Below are 25,631 nucleotides of genomic sequence, written 5' to 3'. Positions count from 1 at the left end.
CGTCTCGAAGGGCGGTAGACGATGGAGTTCACCAGCCGTTCCACAGCTTCCACGGCTCCGACGGCTCCCGCGCCCTTCGAACCCGACGGGGTGAGCAGGCGGCGGGTGCTGCAGGGGGCCGCCGCAGGCGCGGGTGCGGTGGCCCTGCCGATGGGCGGAGCGGCCTCGGAGACGCAGGTCGAGGCTGCTGAGCGGCAGGCTTTCAGCCTGAATCTCGACTGGCGGTTCATCAGGTCGAATGTGGCCGGCGCCGAACGGGTCACGTTCGACGACTCCGGGTGGGCCGTGGTGAGCGTGCCGCACACCTACAACGACGTGGACTCCTTCGACAACTGGATCGGCAGCTCGGGCGAGTCCTCGGTGGCGATGCAGCCGACGTGGTACCGCAAGCGCTTTCAGTTACCGCCCGAGCAGACGGGCCACAAGGTGATCCTGGAACTGGAAGGCATCCGCCAAGCGGCGACCGTGTACCTGAACGGCGTCCTCATCGGCAGCTACGAAGCCGGAGTCACCCCCTTCGGCTTCGACCTCACCGAAGAGGTCCTGTTCGGCGCCGACAACGTGCTCGCCATCTGCGCGGACAACACCAAGTGGCGGCCCGAGGTCGCGACCGGGATGCCCTTCCAGTGGGACACCCGGGACTTCAACCCCACCTTCGGCGGTCTCACCAGGAACGTCATCCTGCACGTCGTGCCCATGACCCACTTCACGCTCCCGCTCTACAGCAACCTCGGCACCACGGGCACGTATGTCTATCCGACGGCCGTCAACGTCTCCGGTCACACCGCGACGATCAACGCGGAAGCGCAGATCATCAACGACGAGAACCGTTCCCGGACGCTGTCCGTGTCGGCCGAAGTCCTGAACGGACAAGGCACGCTGGTGGGCACGCTGCCCGCCTCGACGGTCACGCTGGCCGCCGGGACGAGTCACGTCGTCAAGGTCGGCAGCCGGATCAGCGGGCTCACCTTCTGGTCACCGTCGTACCCCGCCCTCTACAGCGTGCGACTGACGCTCGCGGAGGGGGCGACGGTCGTCGACACGTACACGGTCCGCACCGGCTTCAGGAAGGCCGAGTTCCGTGGCGGGGCGAGCACCGGCGGCGTCTACATCAACGACAGGCAGATCTTCCTCACCGGGTACGCGCAACGCGCCACCAACGAATGGGCGGTGCTCGGCGACGCCGTACCCGAATGGCTGCGCGACCACGACGGCCGGCTCATCCGGGAGAGCAACGCCAACCTGATCCGCTGGATGCACCTCGCCGCGCAGCCCGCGAACATCCGGATGACCGACCGGTACGGACTGGTGTCGGTCCAGCCCGCCGGGGACAAGGAGGCCGACGCCACCGGTGTGCAGTGGGACCAGCGCCTCGCGGCCATGCGGGACGTGATGATCTACTTCCGCAACAGTCCCAGCATCCTGTTCTGGGAGTCGGGCAACAACTGGCTGACCGCCGACCACCAGCAGCAGATGCGCGCGCTGAAGCAGACATGGGATCCCAGTGGCATGCGTGCGATCGGCTCCCGGGCCACCTCCGACAACTCCGCCTACGGGGGCCCGGCGGCCGTGGACCAGTGCGAGTACATCGGCACCATGCTCAACCGCCACTACAGCGACTACGCCCGCGACCGTATGCCGCTCATCGAGTCCGAGTTCACCCGCGACGAGGCTCCCCGCCGCGTCTGGGACAACGCCTCCCCACCGGACTTCGGCTACGTCACCGGCCCGGACGTCACCTACCACTGGACCTCGGAGGACTTCGCTGCCACCGTCGCCGCGAGCACCCGCCACGAGTTCTGGAGCCAGCGCATCCAAGGCCCCGGAAACAGCCGCTACTCCGGGGCGGCGGCTCTGACCTGGGCGGACTCCAACCAGCACGGCCGCCAGTACAACTGGGAGACCTGCCGCCTCTCCGGCCGCGTCGACTCGGTCCGCATCCCCAAGGAGACCTACTACACCCACCGCGTCATGCAGAGCCCGACCCCCGACCTGCACATCGTCGGCCACTGGACCTACCCGTCCGGCACGGTCAAGACGGTGTACGTCATGGCCGCGGGTGTCGCCCGGGTGGACCTGCTGGTCAACGGCAGATCGGTCGGTTCCTCGGCCTCTGCGCAGTACGACTTCCTGCACACCTTCACCGACGTCGCCTGGCAGTCCGGCACGATCACCGCCGTCGGCTTCGACTCGGCCGGCACCGAACTGACCCGCGCCCAGAAACAGACGACGGGCCCCGCGGTCGCCCTCCGCCTCACGGCACACGTCTCACCCGACGGTCTGAAGGCCGACGGCACCGACGTGGCGATGATCGACGTCGAGGCGGTGGACTCGGCGGGCCGCCGCGTACCGACCGACCAGGCCCGGGTGGACTTCACGGTCACCGGCCCGGCCAAACTGCTCGGTGGCCACAACGCGGGCATCCCGTACAGCGTGTTCCAGTCCTACGTGAGCACGGAAGCGGGCATCAACAGGGTCTTCGTACGCGCGACCCGCACCGCGGGCTCCATCACCGTCCGGGCCACCCGCGACGGCCTGGCCACCGCGACGGTGACGGTCTCGTCCACACCTGTCACGACGACAGGGGGACTGACGGAGCCCTTGTCGCCGTGAACGGGCCGACGGAGGCAGGAAGTTGAGCGTGACATGTCCAGGTCGAGCAGGACATGTCCAGTTGGTAACCGGGTTCCACCGTCGGATTTTACTGTGCGTTACCTGTGCCGGGTGTGACCTTTACCTGGTGGGGTCCACTGTTTGTCTGACCTTCATTCAGGCCCGGTTCGGGGCCCCTATGGTTGCGGCGCTCTCCCCGTAGGTCCGTCTCCCTGTCCGGAGGACAGTCATGGCAGCCGTCAAGGATTCCCAGCGCAAACGACGTTCCCTCGCCGCGCTCGCCGGGGCAGTCGCCCTCACGGCCACGTCTGTCGGGGTGTGGGCCGCCACGGCCTCCACCGCTCAGGCCGCCGGCCTCCCGACCCCCGACCACGTGGTGGTCGTTGTACTGGAGAACCACGCCTACTCCCAGGTGATCGGCAGTTCCAGCGCCCCGTACCTCAACAACACCCTCAAGGCGGGTGGCGCGAGCCTCACCCAGTCCTTCGGTCTCACCCATCCCAGCGAGCCGAACTACTACATGCTGTTCTCGGGCTCCAACCAGGGCCGCACCGACGACAGTTGCGTATCGGTCGGGTCCATCTCCGCGCCCAACCTGGCCTCGGAGCTGATCGCGGCGGGCAAGACCTGGGCCAGCTACAACGAGACGCTGCCCAGCCAGGGTTCGACGACCTGCAGCAGTGGCAACTACGCCCAGAAGCACAATCCCTGGTTCGGCTTCTCCAACGTGCCCACGAACACCGCGAAGACGATGACGCAGTTCCCGACCGACTACACGACCCTGCCGAAGGTCTCCTTCGTCGTACCGAACCTGTGCAGTGACATGCACGACTGCTCGGTCTCCACCGGCGACACCTGGATCAAGAACAACCTGGGCGCGTACGCCACTTGGGCCACGACGCACAACAGCATCCTCGCCGTCACCTTCGACGAGGACAACAAGCTGTCCGGCAACCGCATCCCCACGGTCTTCTACGGGCAGCACGTCACTCCCGGCAGCTCCAGCTCCACCACCTACAACCACTACAACGTCCTGCGCACCGTGGAGGACCTGGCCGGTCTGAGCGCGCACGCGGGCAACGCGTCCTCGGCCTCCGACATCGCCGGCATCTGGAACTGACGCCGGTGCGTCTCGCGGACTCCCACAGCACCAGGGCCGCCGGGCCCGGGCAGGCGCCGGCCGGCAGCGGCCGGGCGCCGGCCCGGTTCGCCCGCCCGCTCGCCGTCGGGGCGGCCTTCCTCCGTCCCACCGATGAGGTGCCCGCATGACCCGGACAACCCGCCTGATGATCCTGCTCGTCGCGGTGGTGCTGCTGGGTGGGGTCGGCACCGGGTCGGTGCTGTACGCCGCCCACCGCTCGGGCATGCGTGACGAGCAGCAGGCGAACGGTCCGACCGTGCGGGCCGGCACCGTCTCGCTCCGCCCGGCGGCCGGCCGACGGCTGCTGGTGCGCAATCTGGCCTGGGGCCCGCACCGCGACGAGCTCGCCACCGTACCGGCCGACGATCCGCAGGGGCCGCGCACCGTGTCGGGCGTCAAGTGCCTGCGCTTCCACGCGGCAGCCGGCACCGGCGTCTGCCTGCAGGCCGTGCACGGCACCCTGCGGGACACCTACCGGGCGGTCGTCCTCGACTCGCGGCTGCACGAGCTGCACCACTTCCCGGCAGCGGGCATCCCCACCCGGGCCCGGGTCTCACCCTCCGGCCACCTCGTCGCCTGGACGGTCTTCGTCAGCGGTGACTCCTACGCGGGCACGAACTTCTCCACCCGCACCACCATCGTCGACACCCGCACCTGGGCCGTCGAGAGCAACCTTGAGACCTTCCGCATCATCAAGGACGGCCGGACCCACCACGCGGCCGACGTCAACGTCTGGGGTGTCACCTTCGCCGACGACACCCGTTTCTACGCCACGCTGGCTACCGGCGGCCGGACCTACCTGGTGCGCGGCGACGTCACCGCACGTACCCTCACCACCCTGCACGGCAACGTCGAATGCCCCTCGCTCTCGCCCGACGGAACGCGCGTCGCCTACAAGAAACGCGTCAAGGGAGCCTCCCCCGACGCCCCTTGGCGGCTGTACGTCCTCGACCTGCGCACCATGAAGGAGAGCGCGACCGCCGAGCGGCGCGATGTCGACGACCAGGCACTGTGGGCCGACGACTCCACCCTCGTCTACGCCCTCCCCGGCGACTACGGCTCGGACCTGTGGACCGTCCCCGCCGACGGCAGCGGCACGGCCCGCACCCTCATGACCTCAGCGGTCGCCCCCGCCTACCTGGGGTGACGCCCCGTCACACCGCCGTCCGTGCCAACTCCCGCAGCAGCTTCGGCAGTGCCGTGCCGATCGGCTCCCGTACGACCTCGTCTGCCCGGTCGTCGTACGGGGTCGGCTCGGCGTTGACGATGACGAGCCGGGCGCCGTGGTCGGCGGCGACACCGGCGAGCCCGGCGGCGGGCTGGACCTGGAGGCTGGTCCCGACGGCGATGAACACCTGGCAGGCCTTGGTGATGGCCAGGGCGTCGCCGAGGACGACCGGGTCGAGCCGCTGACCGAACATGACGGTCGCCGACTTGAGGATCCCGCCGCACACCAGGCAGGCGGGGTCGTCCTCCCCTGCGTCGACGCGGGCGAGGGCGTCCTCCATGGGTCCGCGCGCATGGCACTCGGTGCACACGAACTCCCGTGCCGTGCCGTGCAGTTCGAGTACCTTGCGGGCCGACAGCCCGGCGAGCTGGTGCAGTCCGTCCACGTTCTGTGTGATCACCCGCACGGGCACCCCGGCCCGCTCCAGCTCGGCCACGGCCAGGTGCGCGGAGTTGGGCTGTGCCCTCAGGGTCCGGTTCTCGCGCCGCATCTGCCAGGAACGGCGCCGGATCTCGGGGTCGCCCATGTAGTAGTCGTAGGTGACGAGCTTCTCGGCCTCGGGGTCACGCCGCCACAGGCCGTTCGGCCCGCGATAGTCAGGGATTCCGGAATCGGTCGAGACACCGGCGCCGCTGAGAACGGCGACGAGGGGCTTGGTGGTCATGGAGCCGAGGGTAGGTTCCGGGGTCCCGGGCGGCGACCGGATATCCGCCCGGGATCGCTGTCGTGACCGTCGTCGCCGTACCCCTGTACGAACGATCGTCCGGTGTTAATGTCCCCGCATGGCAGCCAAGGTCTCAGTCTCGCTCGACGCCGAACTCGTTGTCGAAGTCATGGTGCTCGCCGGCGTCGGGAACCCGCAGGACGCCGTCGAGCTCGTCGTCCGGGACTACATCGCGCGCGGTCACCGTACGGAGGCCCGGGTCGCCGAGCGCGACGACGCGCGGCGGGCCGCGGACGACGTCAAGCCGCCGGACGTCCAGGGCTGAACCCGAACCGGGGCGACCGTCAGGCCACCCGGCTGCCGTTCTCCAGCTCGGCCGTCCCCCCACCCTCCGCCAGGACGTCGAGGGCGTGCAGCACCCGGCGGCCCAGGGAGCCCTGGAGGTACTCCGCGAGCTCCTCGCGCGGTACCAGCCGCCACGACAGCAGCTCCTCCTCCTGCAAGGTGATCGACTTGAGCTCGTCCTCGCCGAGGACGCCACCGTCGTACAGGTACGCCACCAGCGGCGGATGGCCCGCGATGTGGACCCAGTCGACGGCCAGCAGACGGCCCAGCTCCCGGTCGAGGCCGATCTCCTCAAGGGTCTCCCGGCGTGCGCCCTGGCGTGGGGTCTCCCCGTCGTCCGACTCGATCGTGCCGCCCGGAAGTGCCCAGCCCTCACGGTAGTTGGGCTCGACGAGCAGGATCCGTCCGTCGGCGTCACGGAAGAGCGCGGCGGCGCCGGCCAGGACGCGGGGCAGGCCGGCGATGTACGTGGCGAAGTCTTGAATGGTCACCCCGGAAGCGTAACCAGGGGAAAGACGGCAAACGGGGCTGTCGGGGTTCCGTCACACCTCCGGGTGTCCCAACCGCAGGGTCCGTTCCGCCGGTTCACCGACCCGAACCCCGTCGAAGCCGAACCCCGCGCTGCGTACGGTGTCCCTCGTACCCCGGCTGTGAGCGGCCGGGAAGGCATGACGGGGTGGGGCTCCTGCGGTTAAGGTCGCAGCGGCGCGACTGCCCTGATCTGTGCGGGGCCGGAAAGCAAGGGGAGTGCAGGGTGGCGGACGCTGCGGGTACGGCGCGGGTGACAGGTGTGCGGACGGTACGGGTGCTGATCGCCGCCGACAAGTTCAAGGGATCCCTGACGGCCGTGGAGGTCGCCGAGCGCGTGACCGCCGGACTGCGCAGGGCGGCACCCGGAGTCGAGATCGAGTCGCTGCCCGTGGCCGACGGTGGTGACGGGACCGTGGCCGCCGCGGTCGCCGCCGGATTCGAACGGCGTGAGACACGGGTCGCGGGGCCGCTCGGGCACGAGGTGACGGCCGCGTTCGCGCTGCGCGGCGACACCGCCGTGGTGGAGATGGCGGAGGCGAGCGGGCTGCAGCGGCTGCCCGCGGGCGTCTTCGCACCGCTCGCGGCATCGACGTACGGCTCCGGTGAACTCCTGCGGGCCGCGCTGGACGCGGGCGCGCGCACGATCGTCTTCGGGGTCGGCGGCAGCGCCACCACCGACGGGGGCGCGGGCATGCTGTCCGCGCTCGGCGCGCGCTTCCTGGACGCCGACGGCGAGCCCGTGCCGCCCGGGGGCGGCGGCCTGGAGGGGCTTGTCAGGGCCGACCTCTCGGGCCTCGACACCCGCTTCGCGGACGTCGATCTCGTGCTGGCCAGCGACGTGGACAACCCGCTGACCGGGCCGACGGGCGCGCCGGCGGTGTACGGCCCGCAGAAGGGCGCCTCCCCGGACGACGTGGCCGCCCTGGACGAGGCCCTCGCGCACTACACGAAGGTCCTGGAGACCGCGATCGGAGGGAGGTCCGCCGCGTTCGCGGTCGCGCCGGGTGCCGGTGCAGCCGGTGGCATCGGCTACGGCGCCCTGGTCCTCGGCGCCCGGTTCCGGCCCGGGATCGAGGTCATGCTCGACGTCCTCGGCTTCGCGCCCGCCCTGGAGCGGGCCACGCTGGTGATCACCGGCGAGGGCTCCCTCGACGAGCAGACCCTGCACGGCAAGGCCCCGGCCGGTGTCGCCGCGGCGGCGCGGGCGCGGGGCCGTGACGTCGTCGCGGTGTGCGGACGCCTCTCCCTGCGCCCGGAGGCGCTGGGCCGCGCCGGTATCAGGCGGGCCTACCCCCTGACGGAGCTCGAGCCGGACCTCGCGAAGTGCGTCGCCGACGCCGGGCCGATCCTGGAGCGGGTCGCGGAGAACATCGGACGCGACTTCCTGGTCTGACAGCGGCGCCGTGGGTGGCCCTCTCTAGGGGTCACCCGCTGCCGGCGAGCCGCGACGCCTCCTCCTGCGCGCCCGTCGGCCCCGACAGCCGGTACGCGTCCAGTGCCAGCGTCATCTCGATCAGGTCGCGCGGCCTCGCCAGCGACCTGGAGGTCAGCTGTTCGAGCCGCCGCAGCCGGTTGAACACCGTGTTGCGGTGGCAGTACAGCCGCCCGGCCGCCCGGCCCGCCGATCCCTCGCAGGCCAGCCACACGTCCAGCGTCTCCAGCAGCACCTCCCGGTCGGCCGGTTCCAGCCCGACCAGGGCGCCGAAGACGGCCGAGACGAGCCGGTTCGCGAGCTCCGGCTGGCTCACCACCAGCGCCGTCGGCATCCGCTGATCCAGCCGTACGACCTCGCCGGCGTCCGGCGGGCAGGTCCGTAACGCCAGTTCGGCCAGCCGCCGGGCTCGCCCCAGCTCGGTCAGCCCCGATACGACGGGACTGATCCCGCCCGCCCCCGAGCACCGCCCGCTCAGGGCCTGCGCCACCGCGTCCAGCCCCTGGTCGGGCCCCAGCAGCACCACGCCCACCTCGCGGTCGGCCCGCATCCGCCACACGAACCGGTAACCGGCCCCCCGTAACGGCCGGTGGAAGGCCTCCCTCGGGTCCCGTCGCTCCGCCCGCAGCACCACCACCGCGTACGTGCCCCGCTCCGGCAGATCGAGCCCGGCCGCGGCCCTGGCGGCCAGCCCCGGTGACTCCTGGCCGTCGAGCAGCGCGTCCAACAAGGCCTGCAACCGCTCGTCCGTACGCCGCCGTAACTCCATCTCGGTGGCCCGGTACGCCTCCGACGCCACCGCCGCCTGCGCGTCGATCGCCGCCCACACCAGGGTCGCCGAACGCATCAGCACGCCGAGCCGCTCCGGGTCCTGGCCGCCCGTGCCCTCCAGCAGCGCGTCCCACACGAGATAGCCCGCACTCCGGTACGCGTGCACCAGTAACTCCAGCGGCAGGCCCTGCTGGGCGCGGCGCCGGCCCGCGTCCTCGGCGTACTCCAGGTCGCGGCGCGGTGAGCCCCGGGGCGCGGAGATCGTCCCGATGCCGATGCGCATCGCCTCCTCCGCCTCCCGCCACTGCTGGTCGTCCGGGAGGACCTGGCCGTAGACGGGGGAGTGCTCCGAGAGTTGCCGCACATGTTCGTCGACCAGCTCGGGCACCCGTTCCAGCAGTGCCGCGCAGGACTCGGCGAGCACCTGCCAGTCATGACCCGTACGCCTTCTGCGCGGTCCCATGCCCGGAGGATGCCACCCTCCGGGCCCCTTCGGCAGGCCCCTGACACGCAGCGTTGTGCACGCGCACAACGGGCGGCTGAATCAGCTGGTCACCGGCCACGTTTCGGCGGAGTTTCGGCCGCGACCCGTGGACGGACGCCCGCCCCGGTGCTGGGCTGAGCGCCACATCGGACGTGTGTGCGGAAGGGAGTGGACGCCATGGGCGGTGGAACAAGGGGATCTCCGGCCGGCTCCCCGGGCGGTTCGGCGGGCAGATCTCCGCGCAGGCCCGCCCGCAGCTCCCCGGGCGGCGGCGCTCTCGTCGTACGGGATCTGTCGGTCGGGTACGGGCCCGTGCGCGCCCTTCGTCAGGTGTCCCTTGAGGTTCCCGAGGCGGCCGTCGTGACGGTGCTGGGCTCCAACGGCGCGGGCAAGTCGACGCTGTTACGGGCCATCAGCCGCACCCTCTCCTTCCAGGGCGGAGCCACGACCGGAGGCACCGTCAGCCTCGGCGGACGTCGGATCGACGGGCTGGCCCCCGACCGGGTGGTGGCCGCCGGGGTGTCCCAAGTCCCCGAAGGACGGCGAGTGTTCGCCCGGATGACCGTCGCCGACAATCTGCGCGCCGGAGCCCTCGGCGCGCGCGGCGGACGCGCGGATCGGGCCGCCGCCCTGCGCCGGGTCCACGAGCTGTTCCCCGTCCTCGCCGACCGAGCCCAGCAGCGGGCCGGGCTGCTGTCGGGCGGCGAGCAGCAGATGCTGGCCGTCGCACGTGCCCTGATGGCCGCCCCCGGGGTCCTGCTCCTCGACGAGCCGTCGTTGGGCCTGGCCCCGCTGATGGCCGCCCGCATCGCCGACACCGTCCGGGAGATCAACGCCCAGGGCACCTCCGTCCTGCTCGTCGAACAGAACGCCGCCCTGGCCCTTCGGCTCGCCACCCACGCGTACGTCCTGGAGGTCGGCGAGGTCACCCTGTCCGGCCCCTGCGCCGAACTGGCCGCCTCCGACGAGGTCCGGCGCCGCTATCTGGGCGTGGTGGACGAGGACGCGGCGGCGGACGCGGCAGGGGCGACCCGCTCCAGGCCGACGCTGACCAGATGGGAGGGCTGATCCACCGTGACCGGACCTGACGGACCCGCGTCCACCACGGACGCCCCTGCCGTCCCCTCCCTCGACGTCGATCACCTCACCGTCCGCTTCGCCGGGCTCCTCGCCCTGGACGACGTCACCTTCACCGTCCGCCCCGGCACCGTGCACGCCCTGATCGGGCCCAACGGCGCGGGCAAGTCCACCTGCTTCAACGTCCTGTCCGGTGTGTACCGGGCCACCTCCGGCAGCGTCCGCTTCGGTGAGCACGAGCTGACCGGCATGTCCCCGCACCGCATCGCCGGCCTCGGCGTCGCCCGCATCTTCCAGAACCTCGCCCTGCCGCCCCACGCCACCGTGGAGGACAGCCTGCTGCTCGGCCGCCACCGGCTGACCAGGACCGGCTTCGTCGCCGCCGGACTCCGGCTGCCGTCGGCGGCCCGTGAGGAACGCGCGCACCGGGCGCGGGTACGGGAGATCGCCGAGTTCGTCGGCCTCGCGGAGCACCTGACGCGCCCCGCCGGCTCCCTGTCCTACGGACAGCAGAAGCTCGCGGAACTCGCCCGGGCCCTGTGCATGGAGCCACGGCTGCTGCTCCTCGACGAACCGGTGGCCGGGATGACCGCCGACGAACGGCGCCGGGTCGCTGCCGTCATCGCCGGGGTCCGCGACAGCCTCGGCATCTCGATCGTCCTGGTCGAGCACGACATGGGGGTGGTCATGAGACTCGCCGACACCGTCACGGTCCTGGACTTCGGCCGACTGATCGCGGACGGGGCCCCGGTGGACGTACAGAACGACCCGGAGGTCGTCCGGGCCTATCTCGGTGCGGAGGCCACACCATGAGCACTTTCGCCGAACTGCTCCTCAACGGCATCTCCATGGGCAGCGTCTACGCCCTCATCGCCCTCGGCTTCGTCGTCATCTTCCGGGCCACGGAGGTCGTCAACTTCGCGCACGCCTCCCTGCTGCTCGCCGGGGGCTACGTCACGGCCTCCCTCCACGACGACATCGGCTTCTGGGCCGCGCTGGGGGCGGGAATCGTCGGTGCGGCGCTCGTCGGCGCGGCCGTGGAGTTCCTGGTGATGCGCCGCGCCCGGGGCGGCGACCACAGTGTGCTGGCCATCGTCACCATCGGCGTCGACATCCTGCTGACCACCGAACTCACCCGCCGCCTCGGTACGGACGTCCTCGCGCTCGGCGACCCCTGGGGCGACGCCGTCCTCACCCTCGGCCCGATCTCGCTCGCGCACACCCGGATCGCCGCCTTCGTCGCCGCGGCCCTGCTCATCACGGCCTTCCTGCTCGCCTTCCGGTACACCGGCTGGGGTGTGGCGATGCGCGCGGCGGCCGAGAGCAAGGAGACTGCCGCCCTGATGGGGGTCAGGCTGGGCCGGGTCTCGCTCGGCGCCTGGGCCGTCGCGGGCGGCCTCGCGGCCGTCGCCGCCCTCTTCCTCACCGTCTTCCCGACGCCGGGCCTGGAACGGGCCACCTCCCTCGCCGCGTTCAAGGCATTCCCGGCCGCCATCCTCGGCGGCCTCGACTCGACGACCGGCGCCCTCGTCGGCGGCCTGGTGGTCGGCGTCACCGAGTCCCTCGCCACCGGCTACCAGAGCGACCTGGCCTTCATGGGCCGGGGCCTCGGCGACCTCGCGCCCTATCTGGTCATGGTGGCGATCCTGCTCGTCCGGCCCGCCGGGCTCTTCGGCACGAAGGAGCCCGCACGTGTCTGACGTCCGAGCCGCCACGTCCGAGCCCCGACGCGCCCTTCCCCGGCCACCCGGGCGTACGTACGCGGCCACCGCGGGCGCCCTGCTACTGCTCGCCCTCCCGTTCTACCTGGACCGCTTCTGGCTCCAGGCCGGCCTGTTCGCCATGGCCGCCGCGATCGGCGCCATCGGCATCAACCTCCTCACCGGCGCCACCGGCCAGCTCTCCATGGGCCACGCCTTCTTCCTCGCCGTCGGGGCCTACGGCTACTGCGTGTTCGCCGGGGACGGAAGCGGGGGAGCCGCCGGGCTGACCGGGTTCGGGCTGCCCACCTGGCTCGCGGTCGTGCTGGCCACCCTCGTCGCGGGCGCCGCGGGCGGTCTGTTCAGCCCGATCGCCGGGCGCCTTCGCGGCCCCTACCTCGGTATCGCCACCATCGCCCTGATCTTCATCGGCCAGCACGTCCTGTTCAACGCCCGCGACCTCACCGGCGGCTTCAACGGCCGTGACGTACCGCCGCTGAGCCTCTTCGGTCTCACCTTCGACGACCGTGAACTCCTCGTCGCGAACGTGCCGTTCGGCTCCGCGGAGAAGCTCTGGTACGCCGGACTCGTCCTCCTGCTCGGGGGCGCGCTGTTCGCCCGCGGTGTCCTGCGCGGGCGGCCCGGGCGGGCCATGAACGCCATCCGCGACCACCGCGTCGCCGCCGGGGTGATCGGCGTGCCGGTGGCCCGCTACCGCGCCGGCGTCTTCGTCCTGTCCTCGATGTACGCGGGGCTGGCCGGTGTCCTGCTCGCCCTCGTCTTCCAGCGGACCGTGCCCGACTACTTCGGCATCACGCTCTCGCTGGAGTACCTCGCCATGATCGTCATCGGCGGGCTCGGGTCGGTCTCCGGGGCGGTGGTCGGCGCGGTCTTCGTCTCGCTGCTGCCGCAGCTGCTGACCCGCTACAGCGACGCCCTGCCCCTGGTCTCCGCCCCGGGCACGGGCGGGATCGCACCGGGTGAGGCGTCCCGGTACCTGTACGGCGCCGCCGTCGTGGCGGTGGTGCTCTTCCTGCCGGGCGGGCTGGTCAGGGTGGCCGCCCGGCGCCGCTTCGGACGCAATCCAGGGGAGGAACGATGACCAGGAGATACACGGCCCGAGCCGCCGCCGGCGCGCTCGCCGTGCTGCTCGCAGTTGCCGGGTGCAGCTCCAAGGCCAAGGACGACGACGGGGGCGGCGACGGTTCGGCCTCGGCGGACGGCGTCAAGACCGACGTGGGCGTGTCCGCGAGGACGATCACGGTCGGCGCGCTCACGGACATGACCGGGGTCTACGCGACCCTCGGCAAGAGCGTCACCCAGGCCCAGCAGCTGTATGTGAAGCAGCTCAACGCCGCCGGGGGCGTCTGCGGTCGGCAGGTGACCCTCACCGTCCGCGACCACGGCTACGACCCGCAGAAGGCGATCTCCGGCTACACGGAGCTGGCACCCAAGGTGCTGGGCTTCGCCCAGTTCATCGGCTCGCCGTTCGTCGCGGCGGTGAAACAGCGCGTCGACGGCCAGGACAAGGTCCTGGTGCTGCCGCAGGCCTGGGCCGCCTCCCTGCTCGGCAGTCCGTACATACGCGTGATCGGGTCGACGTACGACATCGAGACGATCAACGCGGTCGACTTCCTGATCAACGAGAAGGGGATCAAGAAGGGCGACAAGATCGGTCATGTCTACTTCGAGGGGGACTACGGGGAGAGCGCTCTGGCCGGGGCCAAGTACATGGCGGAGAAGTCCGGGCTCACGATCGTCGAGCAGAAGATCAAGCCCACCGACAACGACATGACCGCCCAGGTCGCCGCGCTGAAACAGGCCGGTGTCAAGGCGATCGTGCTCAGCGCGGGCCCGCGCCAGGCCGCCTCGCTGGTCGGAGTGGCCGCGGCCGGCGGCTTCGGCGTCCCGGTCATCGGCAACAACTCGGCCTTCGCCCCGCAGCTCCTGGCCACCCAGGCGGGCCCGGCCCTGTCCAAGAACTACTGGGTCGCCTCGCCGTCCCTGCCCATCGGGGCGGACACCGAGCAGGCGAAGAAGCTCGTGGCCGACTACCAGGCCGCCTACCCGAGCGACTCGCTGGACAACGGTGTGGTGGCCGGCTGGACAGCGGCCTCCGTCTTCGGCGAGGCACTGAAGAAGGCCTGCGCGAGCAAGGACCTCACCCGTGCGGGAGTGGACAAGGCACTGTTGACGATCAACGCGTTCGACGTCGGCTTCGGCAGCCCGCAGGACTTCACCGACCCGAAGGCCCCCTCTTCCAAGGAGAGCGTGATCCTCCAGCCCGACAAGAGCGCGACCGGCGGTATGAAGGTCGTACGGGAGTCCGAGGCATCGTCCGCCGTGGAGGGCTACGCGCCGGACGCGTGAGCACACGAGCACGGACGCGCGAGCACCGCGCGCACAACGCGGAGGGCCCCGAACCGTTCCCACGGTTCGGGGCCCTCCGTACGACTGTGTCGCCGACCGCTACGGCAGCTGTGCCGCGCGTGCCTCGCGGCGGTTGCCGCGGAAGTTGTTCACCCGGCGTGCCGTCGCGAAGAGCGGGATCACCGCGCCCAGGACCAGCTGCAGGGCGCAACCGGTCTGGAGGAGCAGCTGGCCGCCGGGGGCGTCGAAGGCCCAGGCCGCCAGGAGAGCCATGCCGGACACGATCCAGGAGACCATCGCGATCGCGAGCGGACCGCGCGGCTTGGGGTACTCGACGCGGCTCACCATCAGCCAGGCGGTGCCGACGATGGCCATGAGCGTGGCCACGAACGGCAGCTCCAGGAGCACGATCGAGACGACCGTCAGGGCGCCGAAAGGACTCGGCATGCCCTGGAAGGTGCCGTCCTTCACCGTCACGCACGAGAATCTCGCGAGCCTCAGCACCACGGCGAGCAGGACGACGATCGCGCCGACCGCGGCCACCTTCTGGTACGCGTCGTCCGCGACCATGCCATACACCAGCACGAAGTACGCGGGCGCGAGACCGAAGCTGATCAGGTCGGAGAGGTTGTCCAGCTCGGCGCCCATGGGGGAGGAGCGCAGCTTGCGGGCGACCAGACCGTCGAAGAGGTCGAAGACCGCCGCGCAGAGCATGAGGATCACCGCGGTCGCCGCCGAGTGACGGGCCATGCCCGACTCGTCACTGCCGGTGAGGTGCGGGATGAGGATGCCCGTGGTGGTGAAGTACACGGCCATGAAGCCGCAGGTCGCGTTGCCGAGTGTGAGGGTGTCCGCTATCGAGAGGCGGAGAGAAAGAGGCATCTCCTCCTCGTCGTCACCCACCTCGTCGGCCTCCGGCACCCACTGGGTCTCGGGATCAATCACGGTCAATGCGAGTCACCCCTGCCACTGTCTTCTGGCCGACCTCGACCGCGACCTCGACACCCTCGGGGAGATAGATGTCGACGCGCGAGCCGAAACGGATCAGGCCGATCCGCTCACCCTGCTCGACCTTCGTGCCCTGCGGGACGTACGGGACGATGCGGCGAGCGACAGCACCGGCGATCTGGATCATCTCGATGTCACCGAGCTCGGTGTCGAAGTGCCAGACAACTCTCTCGTTGTTCTCGCTCTCCTTGTTGAACGCCGGAACGAACCCGCCGGGGATGTGCTCGACGGACGTCACCGTGCCCGAGAGGGGCGCGCGGTTGACGTGTACGTTGAGCGGGCTCATGAAGATCGCGACGCGGGTCCGGCCGTCCTTCCAGGGCATGATGCTCTGGACCACGCCGTCGGCGGGAGAGATGACCCGGCCCTGGGTGATCTCGCGCTCGGGATCGCGGAAGAACCACAGCATGCCCGCCGCCAGCGCGGTGACGGGTACGGCCACGGCCTTGGCGGCGCCGGACTTGCGCGCGCGTACCAGGCTGAGGGCTGCGGTGGCGACGGTCGGGAGGAGCCACGGCGATGCTCCGCGCGCCAGGCGTACGCCTGCCAGGCTGTCGCGAGGTGCAGAGGTTTGGCTGTGGGGCATGGATGACCTTCGTAGCGGATGATGCCGCGCGGTATCAGGGGACGGCGGCTTTCCGGCGATCGTAGCGGCTCACGACCACAACTGGGTAAGCCAGGAAGCTGAGTCGGCGGCTGAAGGGCGCTGACGGGGTGTGACCTTCAACTCGAAGAAAACACCCCGAAGCGGACAATCAGCCCTGGAATTTGTACTCTTCGAGCAACCTGCGCCCGATGATCATTTTCTGGATCTCGGCGGTACCTTCGCCGATCAGCAGCATCGGAGCCTCGCGGTAGAGGCGCTCGATCTCGTACTCCTTGGAGAAGCCGTAGCCGCCGTGGATCCGGAAGGCGTCCTCCACGACCTCCTTGCAGTACTCGGAGGCGAGGTACTTCGCCATCCCTGCCTCAAGGTCGTTTCGCTCCCCGGAGTCCTTTTTGCGTGCCGCGTTCACCATCATCGCATGGGCGGCCTCGACCTTGGTAGCCATCTCGGCCAGCTTGAACTGGATCGCCTGGTGCTGAGCGATCGCCTTGCCGAAAGTGTGGCGTTGCTGGGCGTACTGGACGCCCAGCTCGAAGGCACGCTGAGCGACACCGCAGCCACGTGCCGCCACATTGACCCGTCCCACCTCCACGCCGTCCATCATTTGGTAAAAACCTCGGCCGGTGCTGCCCCCGAGAACGCGATTGGCCGGAATCCGCAGTCCGTCCATGATGAGTTCGGTGGTATCGACACCCTTGTAACCCATCTTGTCGATCTTGCCCGGGATGGTGAGTCCCGGCCGGACCTCCCCGAAGCCCGCCTCCTTCTCGACCAGGAAGGTGGTCATCGACTTGTGGGGCGCGGTCCCCTCCGGGTGTCCTTCGTCACTTCGGACGAGTACGGCGACCAGATTGGACGTCCCGCCGTTCGTCAGCCACATCTTCTGGCCGTTGAGGACGTACTCGTCGCCGTCCCGCACCGCCTTCGAGGTGATGGCCGACACGTCCGAGCCGAGACCCGGCTCCGACATCGAGAAGGCGCCCCGGACGTCGCCGGCCGCCATCCTCGGCAGGAAGTGGTCCTTCTGCTCCTGCGTGCCGTGCTGCTTGAGCATGTACGCCACGATGAAGTGCGTGTTGATGATCCCGGAGACCGACATCCAGCCGCGCGCGATCTCCTCGACGCAGAGCGCGTACGTCAGGAGAGACTCGCCCAGACCGCCGTACTCCTCGGGGATCATCAGGCCGAACAGGCCCAACTCCTTGAGGCCGTCGACGATCGCCTGCGGATACTCGTCGCGGTGCTCCAGCTCGGTCGCGACCGGGATGATCTCCTTGTCCACGAAGTCCCGCACCGTGGACAGGATTTCGCGCTGGATGTCGGTCAGACCGGCGGTCTGGGCGAGTCGCGCCATGGTTACTTCTCCTGCTCCTTGAGCCGGGGCCGGCCGGGCTGTTCGCCGCCGCGCTCCTTGATGTACGTCTCGGTCGGCACCATCACCGTGCGGCGGAACGCACAGACCAGCGTGCCGTCCTGCTTGTAGCCCTTGGTCTCGACGTACACGATCCCGCGGTCGTTCTTCGACCGGGAGGGCGTCTTGTCGAGGACCGTCGTCTCGCCGTAGATCGTGTCGCCGTGGAAGGTCGGCGCGACGTGCTTCAGCGACTCGACCTCCAGGTTGGCGATCGCCTTGCCCGACACGTCCGGCACGGACATCCCGAGCAGCAGCGAGTAGATGTAGTTCCCCACGACGACGTTCTTGCCGAAGTCGGTCGTGTTCTCCGCGTAGTTGGCGTCCATGTGGAGCGGGTGGTGGTTCATCGTCAGGAGACAGAAGAGGTGGTCGTCGTACTCCGTGACCGTCTTCCCGGGCCAGTGCTTGTAGACCGCCCCGACCTCGAACTCCTCGTAGGTGCGTCCGAACTGCATGGTGCTCAGGGCTCCTTAACCGGCGGGGGCTTCGAACTTGGACGTGCGCTGCAGACCGGCCGCCCGGCCCTTGCCCGAGATGACCAGGGCCATCTTGCGGCTGGCCTCGTCGATCATCTCGTCGCCGATCATCGCGGAGCCCTTCCTGCCGCCCGCCTCGGACGTGTAGTACTCGTACGCGTCCAGGATCAGCTCGGCGTGGTCGAAGTCCTCCTGCGAGGGGGAGAAGATCTCGTTGGACGCCTCGACCTGGCCCGGGTGCAGCACCCACTTGCCGTCGAAACCGAGGGCGGCGGCCCGCTGGGCGACCTCGCGGTAGCCGTCCACGTTGCGGATCTGCAGGTAGGGGCCGTCGATCGCCTGGAGGTTGTTGGCCCGGGCCGCCATCAGGATCTTCATCAGGATGTAGTGGTAGGCGTCCGCCGGGTAGCCGGGCGGCTGCTCGCCCACGACCAGCGACTTCATGTTGATCGACGCCATGAAGTCGGCCGGGCCGAAGATGATCGTCTCTACGCGCTGGGAGGCCGTCGCGATCTCGTTGACGTTGTTCAGGCCCTGGGCGTTCTCGATCTGCGCCTCGATGCCGATCTTGCCGACCTCGAAGCCCATCGTCTTCTCGATCTGGGTCAGCAGAAGGTCCAGGGCGACGACCTGCTGGGCGGTCTGCACCTTCGGCAGCATGATGCAGTCGAGGTTCTGGCCCGCGCCCTCGACCACCGTCACGACATCGCGGTACGTCCACTCGGTCGTCCAGTCGTTGACCCGCACGACCCTCGTCTTGCCCGTCCAGTCGCCCTCGTTGAGGAACTTGACGATGGTGTGCCGCGCCTCGGGCTTGGCGAGCGGGGCGCACGCGTCCTCCAGGTCCAGGAAGACCTGGTCGGCCGGCAGGCCCTGGGCCTTCTCCAGGAAGCGGGGGTTGCTTCCCGGGACCGCGAGACACGAGCGGCGGGGACGCAGACGGTTGACGGTCATGCGGGGACCTCCAGGGGGTCGAGCTTGTTCGCTTTCCGGATCTCGTCCACGATGCGGCCGATGATGCCGGTGATGTCGAAGTCCTTCGGGGTGAAGACCGCGGCCACGCCGGCGGCCCTGAGCTGCTCGGCGTCTCCATTGGGGATGATCCCACCGGCGATGACAGGTATGTCTGTGGCACCGGCCACACGGAGCCGTTCCACCACGTCCGGCACCAGCTGGGCGTGCGAGCCGGACAGGATGGACAGGCCGACCGCGTGCACGTCCTCCGCGACGGCCGCGTCCACGATCTGCTCCGGGGTGAGCCGGATGCCCTGGTAGACCACCTCGAACCCGGCGTCCCTGGCCCGGACGGCGATCTGCTCGGCCCCGTTGGAGTGCCCGTCCAGACCCGGCTTGCCCACCAGGAAACGGAGCTTGCCGACGCCCATCTCCCGCGCGGTGACCTCGACCTTGCGCCGCACCAGCGCCATCGCGGTGCCCTCCTCGGCGGTCACCGCGACCGGCGCGGACGAGACACCCGTCGGCGCCCGGAACTCCCCGAACACCTCGCGCAGGGCCCCGGCCCACTCGCCGGTCGTGACCCCGGCGCGGGCGCACTCCAGGGTGGCCTCCATGAGGTTGTCGGTGCCCTTCGCGGCCTCCTTCAGCCGCTCCAGCGCCTTGCAGGGGCGCGGGTGGTTGAACGGCGGCTGGTACCGCGTGTCGCGCCAGCCCCGGAGCGCCGAGGTCACCCGCGCCTCGACGGCCGGGTCGACCGTCTGGATCGCCGCGTCGACGTCGGCCGTGAGCGGGTTCGGCTCGGTCGACTCGAAGATGTTGACGCCGACGATCTTCTCCTGGCCGGACTCGATACGGGCCCGCCGCTCGGCGTGCGAGGCGACCAGGTTCGACTTCAGATAGCCCGACTCGACGGCGGCCATCGCGCCGCCCATCTCCTCGATCCGGGCGATCTCGGTGAGCGACTCCTCGACCAGCTCGGCCACCTTCGCCTCGACCACGTGCGACCCGGCGAAGATGTCCTCGTACTCCAGCAGATCGCTCTCGTACGCGAGCACCTGCTGCATCCGCAGCGACCACTGCTGGTCCCAGGGCCGGGGCAGGCCCAGCGCCTCGTTCCACGCCGGGAGCTGGACGGCACGCGCGCGTGCGTCCTTCGACAGCGTCACCGCCAGCATCTCCAGCACGATCCGCTGGACGTTGTTCTCCGGCTGCGCCTCGGTCAGCCCCAGGGAGTTGACCTGCACGCCGTACCGGAAGCGCCGCTGCTTGGGGTTCTCGATGCCGTACCGCTCACGCGTGACCTGGTCCCAGATCCGGCCGAACGCCCGCATCTTGCACATCTCCTCGATGAACCGGACGCCCGCGTTCACGAAGAAGGAGATACGGGCGACGACGTCACCGAACTTCTCGGCGGGCACCTGCCCCGAGTCCCGTACGGCGTCCAGCACCGCGATGGCCGTCGACATGGCGTACGCGATCTCCTGGACCGGGGTCGCCCCCGCCTCCTGGAGGTGGTAGCTGCAGATGTTGATCGGGTTCCACTTGGGGATGTGGTTGACCGTGTAGCAGATCATGTCCGTCGTCAGCCGGAGCGAGGGTACCGGGGGGAACACGTGCGTGCCCCGGGACAGGTACTCCTTGACGATGTCGTTCTGGGTCGTCCCCTGGAGCGTGGTGATGTCCACACCCTGCTCCTCGGCGACGACCTGGTAGAGCGCCAGCAGCCACATGGCGGTGGCGTTGATCGTCATCGAGGTGTTCATCTGGTCCAGGGGGATGTCCTGGAACAGCCGGCGCATGTCACCGAGGTGCGAGACCGGCACGCCGACCCGGCCGACCTCGCCGCGGGCGAGGATGTGGTCGGGGTCGTACCCGGTCTGGGTAGGCAGGTCGAAGGCCACCGACAGACCTGTCTGGCCCTTGGCGAGGTTGCGCCGGTACAGCTCGTTGGACGCCTCGGCCGTGGAGTGACCGGCGTACGTGCGCATGAGCCACGGCCGGTCCTTCTCCCGCTTGCCTGTGGTGGGCTGACGCTCAGTCATCGATGACCTCCGGTCTCAGATGTTCCGGAAGCGGTTGATGGCGTCGATGTGCTGGGCGCGCTTCTCGTGGTCGCGCACACCGAGGCCCTCCTCGGGGGCCAGGCACAGGACGCCGACCTTGCCCTGGTGGAGGTTGCGGTGGACGTCGTAGGCGGCCTGCCCGGTCTCCTCCAGGGAGTACACCTTGGAGAGCGTCGGGTGGATCTTGCCCTTGGCGACCAGCCGGTTGGCCTCCCAGGCCTCGCGGTAGTTGGCGAAGTGCGAGCCGATGATCCGCTTGAGTGACATCCACAGGTAGCGGTTGTCGTACTCGTGGTTGAAGCCGGAGGTGGAGGCACAGGTGACGATCGTGCCGCCCTTGCGGGTGACGTAGACGGACGCGCCGAAGGTCTCGCGGCCGGGATGCTCGAAGACGATGTCGACGTCCTCGCCGCCGGTCAGCTCACGGATGCGCTTGCCGAACCGCTTCCACTCGCGCGGGTCCTGGTTGTGCTCGTCGGCCCAGAACTTGTAGCCCTCGGCGTTGCGGTCGATGATCGCCTCGGCGCCCATCGCCCGGCAGATGTCCGCCTTCTGTTCGCTGGAGACGACGCAGATGGGGTTGGCGCCGCCGGCCAGCGCGAACTGCGTGGCGTACGAGCCCAGTCCGCCGCTCGCGCCCCAGATGAGGACGTTGTCGCCCTGCTTCATGCCGGCGCCGTTGCGGGAGACCAACTGGCGGTACGCGGTGGAGTTGACGAGGCCCGGGGCCGCCGCCTCCTCCCAGCTGAGGTGGTCCGGCTTCGGCATCAGCTGGTTGGACTTGACCAGCGCGATCTCCGCCAGCCCGCCGAAGTTGGTCTCGAAGCCCCAGATGCGCTGCTCGGGGTCGAGCATCGTGTCGTTGTGTCCGTCGCTGGACTCCAGCTCGACGGACAGGCAGTGCGCGACGACCTCGTCGCCGGGCTTCCAGGAGTTGACACCGGGGCCGGTGCGCAGGACGACGCCCGCGAGGTCGGAGCCGATGACGTGGTACGGCAGGTCGTGGCGCTTGGTGAGCTCGCTGAGCCTGCCGTAGCGCTCCAGGAAGCCGAACGTCGACATCGGCTCGAAGATCGACGTCCAGACCGAGTTGTAGTTGACACTCGATGCCATGACGGCCACCAGGGCCTCACCGGGGCCGAGTTCCGGCACCGGGACGTCGTCCAGGTGGATCGACTTGCGGGGGTCCTTGTCGCGGGTTTCGAGGCCGGCGAACATGTCGGTCTCGTCCTTGTGCACGGTGATCGCCCGGTACGACTCGGGGAGCGGCAGAGCGGCGATGTCGGCCGGAGTCGACTCCGGCGACTGGATCGCGTCCAGGATGTCCTTAACGGTCACGGTATTGCCTCCGGCGAATGGCGTCCTGAGGGAAGACGCTGAGGGTTACGTCGGTGCTGCTGAGGGTTGGGTGAGACGTGCCGTCGGTTCGGCGGGTGGTGCTTCCGGCAGCGCGGGGTGGCGCGGGAGGTTGCCTGTGACGCAGGCGTCCGGGCGCGCAAGCACGTGGTTTGCGGGGACAGCCGACGTACGAATGGTCTCTGCACGCCGGCCGCCCGGACACCTTCAAGGTATGGCACCCCGTGTCAGGTGACAAGGCACTGGGTGCCAGAAACTGACCTCAAATGAAATCTTTACGTAACAAATGAGCGATGATCGATCAAAAGCTACTGAGGAGTAGGTCCGGGGTGGGTCCGGAGGGGCACAGAAAAGGCGGGCCGCAGCAACTGCGACCCGCCTCTTTCCGGGGTTTCTCTACGACCGTTCCTTCAGCGCCTGCTCGATGGTGCGCATCACCTCGTCGAGCGGCGCGTCCGTCCGGGCGACCGCCACCAGTACCTCCCCCTGCGAGGTCACCGAGGCCGGCACTGTCCGGGGCGCGGTGTCACGTCCGACGCCGATGCCCGTGCCGAAGGTCTTCTGCACGATCCCGAAGGCGTGGTCGAGCTGTGCCTCGACATCGCCCTGGCCGCCCGCCCGCAGCCAGCGCCGCAGGACGTGGTTGTGGGCGGTGACCACGGCGGACGCGGCCACCTCCGCCAGCAGCGGGTCGTCGTTGGCGTCGTCGTCGTGGGCGTGCTCGTCGAAGTGGCCCAGGAGATAGCGGGTGAAGAGGCGTTCGTAGCGGGCGACCGAGGCGATCTCCGCCTCCCGCAGGGTGGGCACCTCGCGCGTCAGCTTGTAGCGGGCGACCGAGATCTCCGGCCGCGCCGCGTACATCTTCATGACTTCCTTGATGCCGCGGCACACGGTGTCGAGCGGATGCTCGTGCGCCGGCGCCGCGTTGAGCACCGCCTCCGCCCGGATCAACGTGTCGTCGTGGTCCGGGAAGATCGCCTCTTCCTTGGAACGGAAGTGCCGGAAGAAGGTGCGGCGGGCCACGCCGGCCCGGGCCGCGATCTCGTCGACGGTGGTGCCCTCGTAGCCCTTGGTCGAGAACAGCTCCATCGCCGCGGCCGCCAGTTCGCGGCGCATCTTGAGCCGCTGCGCGGCGGCGCGGCCACCGGCGGCGCTCTCCGGCGCGTCGGGCGTGGCTGGGGTACGGGAGGACCTGGCGGGCTGGGACATGACCCGAACGTACTGCATGTGCGCAGGGTGCCGCGCCCGCCCGGGATCACCCCCGCCCCGGGCGGGCGGGGGTGTCGAGGCCGGGCCGAGCAGCCCGCCCCAGTCGTTCTCCTGTCCGAGGGCGGGTCCAAGGCCGTGACCGGACCGGTCGCCGGCCCCGTCAGCGGCGGGCATATTCGCGGAAGCCGCGGCCCGTCTTGCGGCCGAGGCAGCCCGCGGCCACCAGGTGCTCCAGGAGCGGCGCGGGGGCCAGACCCGGGTCACGGAACTCGCGGTGCAGGACCTTCTCGATCGCCAGGGAGACGTCCAGCCCGACCACGTCCAGCAGTTCGAACGGACCCATCGGGTAGCCGCCGCCCAGCTTCATCGCCGCGTCGATGTCGTCGAGAGACGCGTAGTGCTCCTGGACCATCTTGATCGCGTTGTTGAGATACGGGAAAAGCAACGCGTTGACGATGAATCCGGCTCGGTCGCCGCAGTCCACCGCATGCTTCTTGATCCTGACGCAGACCTCGCGGACCGTCGAGTGGACGTCGTCGGTGGTCAGCACCGTACGGACGACCTCGACCAGTTTCATCGCCGGCGCCGGGTTGAAGAAGTGCATGCCGATCACGTCCTCGGGACGCGAGGTGGCGCGGGCGCACGCGATGACGGGCAGCGAGGAGGTGGTCGTGGCCAGCACCGCGCCCGGCTTGCAGACCTTGTCCAGTGCCGCGAACAGCTGCTGCTTGACCGCCAGGTCCTCGGCGACGGCCTCGACGGCCAGATCGACGTCCGCGAAGGCGTCGTACGAGCCCGCCGCCGTGATCCGGTCGAGGGTCTGCGCGGCGGCCTCGGCGGTCAGACGGCCCTTGTCGACGGAGCGGGCCAGCGACTTGCCGATCCTGGCCTTGGCCGTCTGCGCCTTCTCCTCGCTGCGGGCGGCGAGGACCACCTCGTACCCGGCCTTGGCGAAGACCTCGGCGATACCGGAGGCCATCGTGCCGGAGCCGGCGACACCGACGGAGCGGACGGCGCGGCCGGGGGTCTCGGGGGGACCGGCCAGCGGGGTCAGCGTGTCGGCCACGACCGTCGCACCGCCGGGCGCCTCGTACGAGTAGAAGCCGCGCCCCGCCTTCCTGCCGGTCAGACCCGCCTCGCTGAGCTGCTTGAGGACGGGCGCCGGGGCGTGCAGCCGGTCGTGGGACTCCGCGTACATGGCCTCCAGGACCGTACGGGCCGTGTCGATGCCGATCAGGTCGAGCAGGGCGAGCGGGCCCATGGGCAGACCGCAGCCGAGCCGCATCGCCGCGTCGATGTCCTCCCGGGAGGCGTACTTCGCCTCGTACATCGCGGCTGCCTGGTTGAGGTAGCCGAACAGCAGTCCGTCGGCGACGAATCCGGGGCGGTCACCGACCGCGACGGGCTCCTTGCCGAGCTCGATCGCCAGATCGGTGACCGCGGCGACGGCCTTCGGCGCGGTCAGCACCGACGAGACGACCTCGACCAGCTTCATCGCGGGGGCCGGGTTGAAGAAGTGCAGGCCCAACACCCGCTCGGGACGCGCCGAGTCGGCCGCGAGGCGGGTGACGGAGAGGGCGTTGGTGCCGGTCGCGAGGATCGTCTCCGGGCGCACGATGTCGTCGAGGGCGCGGAAGATCTGGTGCTTGATCTCGTACGACTCCGGCGCCACCTCGATGACCAGGTCGGCGTCGGCCGCCTCGCGCAGGTCGGTGGAGGTACGGAAGCGGCCGAGGACGTCCTCGCGCTCCTGCTCGGTGAGCCGGCCGCGCACCACGGCACGGGCGGTGGAGGCCTCCAGGGCGGCGACCGACTTCGCGGCAGTGGCCTCGCTGATGTCGATGCCGACGACCTCGCGGCCGGCGCGGGTGAGGACCTCGGAGATGCCGGTGCCCATCGTGCCGAGGCCGACCACGGCGACGGTCCTGAGCGGCGACGGAGAGGTGTGGGACAGGGGAGTGGCCATCGCGGGACTCCAGAAATGAGGTGGTGACGACTGGGAGCACCCACGGGTACGCCGAGAGGGGCGCACCGGGTGCGGGAAGGAGTGCGGGTGTTGCCGGACCGCGAGCGCACACGCCCGGGGAACGGTGGATCCGACCGGCCCTGTCCCGAGCCGGGGTCGTACTGCGGTACACGAGGTACCGAACCGACCAGCACTCACGACGGCTGCGTCACCAGGCCG

Annotated in this window: 22 protein-coding genes; 10 read left to right on the top strand and 12 right to left on the bottom strand. The window is 70.0% G+C overall.

All coding sequences use genetic code 11. From position 1 onward, the window contains the following. Nucleotides 1-21 precede the first annotated feature (21 nt). The 3 genes from PV734_RS07220 to PV734_RS07210 all read left to right on the top strand — a co-directional run bounded on the left by PV734_RS07220 (nt 22) and on the right by PV734_RS07210 (nt 4,901). A complete protein-coding gene (locus PV734_RS07220; RefSeq protein WP_319094637.1) occupies nt 22-2,613 on the top strand; it encodes a sugar-binding domain-containing protein in 2,592 nt (863 codons plus the stop codon). Nucleotides 2,614-2,842: 229 nt separating this feature from the next. Next, nucleotides 2,843-3,733: an alkaline phosphatase family protein gene (locus tag PV734_RS07215; protein WP_319094638.1), complete on the top strand. Its 891-nt coding sequence runs from the start codon at nt 2,843-2,845 to the stop codon at nt 3,731-3,733. A gap of 145 nt (nt 3,734-3,878) precedes the next feature. After that, entirely contained in the window at nt 3,879-4,901 is a 1,023-nt protein-coding gene (locus PV734_RS07210; RefSeq protein WP_319288956.1) for a TolB-like translocation protein, read from the top strand. A 7-nt stretch (nt 4,902-4,908) separates the two neighbouring features. Here the strand turns inward: PV734_RS07210 and PV734_RS07205 are convergent, their stop codons facing one another. Further along, nucleotides 4,909-5,646 (bottom strand): SIR2 family NAD-dependent protein deacylase, encoded by a 738-nt coding sequence (locus PV734_RS07205; protein ID WP_319094640.1) that lies wholly within the window; start codon nt 5,644-5,646, stop codon nt 4,909-4,911. Between the two features lie 118 nt (nt 5,647-5,764). Here PV734_RS07205 and PV734_RS07200 point away from each other — a divergent pair, with 118 nt between their 5' ends. Continuing rightward, a complete protein-coding gene (locus PV734_RS07200; protein WP_319094641.1) occupies nt 5,765-5,971 on the top strand; it encodes a DUF2191 domain-containing protein in 207 nt (68 codons plus the stop codon). 19 nt (nt 5,972-5,990) lie between these two features. On the opposite strand, the gene PV734_RS07195 is transcribed toward PV734_RS07200, so the two are convergent. Further along, a complete protein-coding gene (locus PV734_RS07195; protein WP_319094643.1) occupies nt 5,991-6,482 on the bottom strand; it encodes an NUDIX hydrolase in 492 nt (163 codons plus the stop codon). Nucleotides 6,483-6,796: 314 nt separating this feature from the next. Between PV734_RS07195 and PV734_RS07190 the strand changes: the two genes are divergently transcribed. Beyond that, nucleotides 6,797-7,915 (top strand): glycerate kinase, encoded by a 1,119-nt coding sequence (locus tag PV734_RS07190; RefSeq protein WP_319289171.1) that lies wholly within the window; start codon nt 6,797-6,799, stop codon nt 7,913-7,915. Nucleotides 7,916-7,946: 31 nt separating this feature from the next. On the opposite strand, the gene PV734_RS07185 is transcribed toward PV734_RS07190, so the two are convergent. Continuing rightward, nucleotides 7,947-9,188: a helix-turn-helix domain-containing protein gene (locus PV734_RS07185; RefSeq protein ID WP_319094644.1), complete on the bottom strand. Its 1,242-nt coding sequence runs from the start codon at nt 9,186-9,188 to the stop codon at nt 7,947-7,949. 198 nt (nt 9,189-9,386) lie between these two features. Here PV734_RS07185 and PV734_RS07180 point away from each other — a divergent pair, with 198 nt between their 5' ends. Genes PV734_RS07180 through PV734_RS07160 form a run of 5 tightly spaced genes read left to right on the top strand, consistent with a single transcriptional unit; the run spans nt 9,387 to nt 14,356 of the window. After that, nucleotides 9,387-10,277, top strand: a complete 891-nt coding sequence (locus PV734_RS07180; RefSeq protein ID WP_319288955.1) for an ABC transporter ATP-binding protein — start codon at nt 9,387-9,389, stop codon at nt 10,275-10,277. A gap of 6 nt (nt 10,278-10,283) precedes the next feature. After that, on the top strand, nt 10,284-11,099 hold the full coding sequence (locus tag PV734_RS07175) for an ABC transporter ATP-binding protein (RefSeq protein WP_319094646.1): 816 nt from the start codon (nt 10,284-10,286) through the stop codon (nt 11,097-11,099). Beyond that, nucleotides 11,096-11,986: a branched-chain amino acid ABC transporter permease gene (locus tag PV734_RS07170; protein WP_319288954.1), complete on the top strand. Its 891-nt coding sequence runs from the start codon at nt 11,096-11,098 to the stop codon at nt 11,984-11,986. Before PV734_RS07175 ends, PV734_RS07170 begins: the two co-directional genes overlap by 4 nt. Continuing rightward, nucleotides 11,979-13,088, top strand: a complete 1,110-nt coding sequence (locus PV734_RS07165; RefSeq protein ID WP_319288953.1) for a branched-chain amino acid ABC transporter permease — start codon at nt 11,979-11,981, stop codon at nt 13,086-13,088. The genes PV734_RS07170 and PV734_RS07165 overlap by 8 nt, the downstream gene beginning before the upstream one ends. Then, nucleotides 13,085-14,356, top strand: a complete 1,272-nt coding sequence (locus tag PV734_RS07160) for an ABC transporter substrate-binding protein (protein ID WP_319288952.1) — start codon at nt 13,085-13,087, stop codon at nt 14,354-14,356. The genes PV734_RS07165 and PV734_RS07160 overlap by 4 nt, the downstream gene beginning before the upstream one ends. Nucleotides 14,357-14,455: 99 nt before the next feature. Here PV734_RS07160 and pssA read toward each other — a convergent pair whose 3' ends face one another. The 9 genes from pssA to PV734_RS07115 form a co-directional block, all read right to left on the bottom strand. Beyond that, complete coding sequence (gene pssA, locus PV734_RS07155; protein ID WP_044472421.1) at nt 14,456-15,277, bottom strand: CDP-diacylglycerol--serine O-phosphatidyltransferase; 822 nt, start codon at nt 15,275-15,277, stop codon at nt 14,456-14,458. Between the two features lie 16 nt (nt 15,278-15,293). Further along, nucleotides 15,294-15,950: a phosphatidylserine decarboxylase gene (locus tag PV734_RS07150; protein ID WP_006377315.1), complete on the bottom strand. Its 657-nt coding sequence runs from the start codon at nt 15,948-15,950 to the stop codon at nt 15,294-15,296. A gap of 169 nt (nt 15,951-16,119) precedes the next feature. Beyond that, nucleotides 16,120-17,325: an acyl-CoA dehydrogenase family protein gene (locus tag PV734_RS07145; RefSeq protein WP_319094650.1), complete on the bottom strand. Its 1,206-nt coding sequence runs from the start codon at nt 17,323-17,325 to the stop codon at nt 16,120-16,122. Between the two features lie 2 nt (nt 17,326-17,327). Further along, the gene (locus PV734_RS07140) at nt 17,328-17,840 is read right to left on the bottom strand and encodes a MaoC family dehydratase (RefSeq protein ID WP_319288951.1); all 513 of its coding nucleotides are present in this window, start codon (nt 17,838-17,840) and stop codon (nt 17,328-17,330) included. A 15-nt stretch (nt 17,841-17,855) separates the two neighbouring features. Continuing rightward, on the bottom strand, nt 17,856-18,815 hold the full coding sequence (locus PV734_RS07135) for a CoA ester lyase (RefSeq protein ID WP_319094652.1): 960 nt from the start codon (nt 18,813-18,815) through the stop codon (nt 17,856-17,858). Continuing rightward, a complete protein-coding gene (locus tag PV734_RS07130) occupies nt 18,812-20,860 on the bottom strand; it encodes a protein meaA (RefSeq protein WP_319094653.1) in 2,049 nt (682 codons plus the stop codon). Before PV734_RS07130 ends, PV734_RS07135 begins: the two co-directional genes overlap by 4 nt. 15 nt (nt 20,861-20,875) lie before the next feature. Continuing rightward, a complete protein-coding gene (ccrA, locus tag PV734_RS07125; RefSeq protein ID WP_319094654.1) occupies nt 20,876-22,219 on the bottom strand; it encodes a crotonyl-CoA carboxylase/reductase in 1,344 nt (447 codons plus the stop codon). Nucleotides 22,220-22,633: 414 nt separating this feature from the next. After that, nucleotides 22,634-23,446, bottom strand: a complete 813-nt coding sequence (locus PV734_RS07120) for a TetR/AcrR family transcriptional regulator (protein WP_319094655.1) — start codon at nt 23,444-23,446, stop codon at nt 22,634-22,636. A gap of 160 nt (nt 23,447-23,606) precedes the next feature. Next, a complete protein-coding gene (locus PV734_RS07115; RefSeq protein WP_319094656.1) occupies nt 23,607-25,412 on the bottom strand; it encodes a 3-hydroxybutyryl-CoA dehydrogenase in 1,806 nt (601 codons plus the stop codon). Nucleotides 25,413-25,631 lie beyond the last annotated feature (219 nt).

Origin of the sequence: Streptomyces sp. AK08-02, from assembly GCF_033795085.1 — a bacterium.
GTDB lineage: Bacteria > Actinomycetota > Actinomycetes > Streptomycetales > Streptomycetaceae > Streptomyces > Streptomyces echiniscabiei.
The sequence above is the reverse complement of the archived record's forward strand: the minus strand, read 5'-3'. Positions and strand labels throughout refer to the sequence as shown.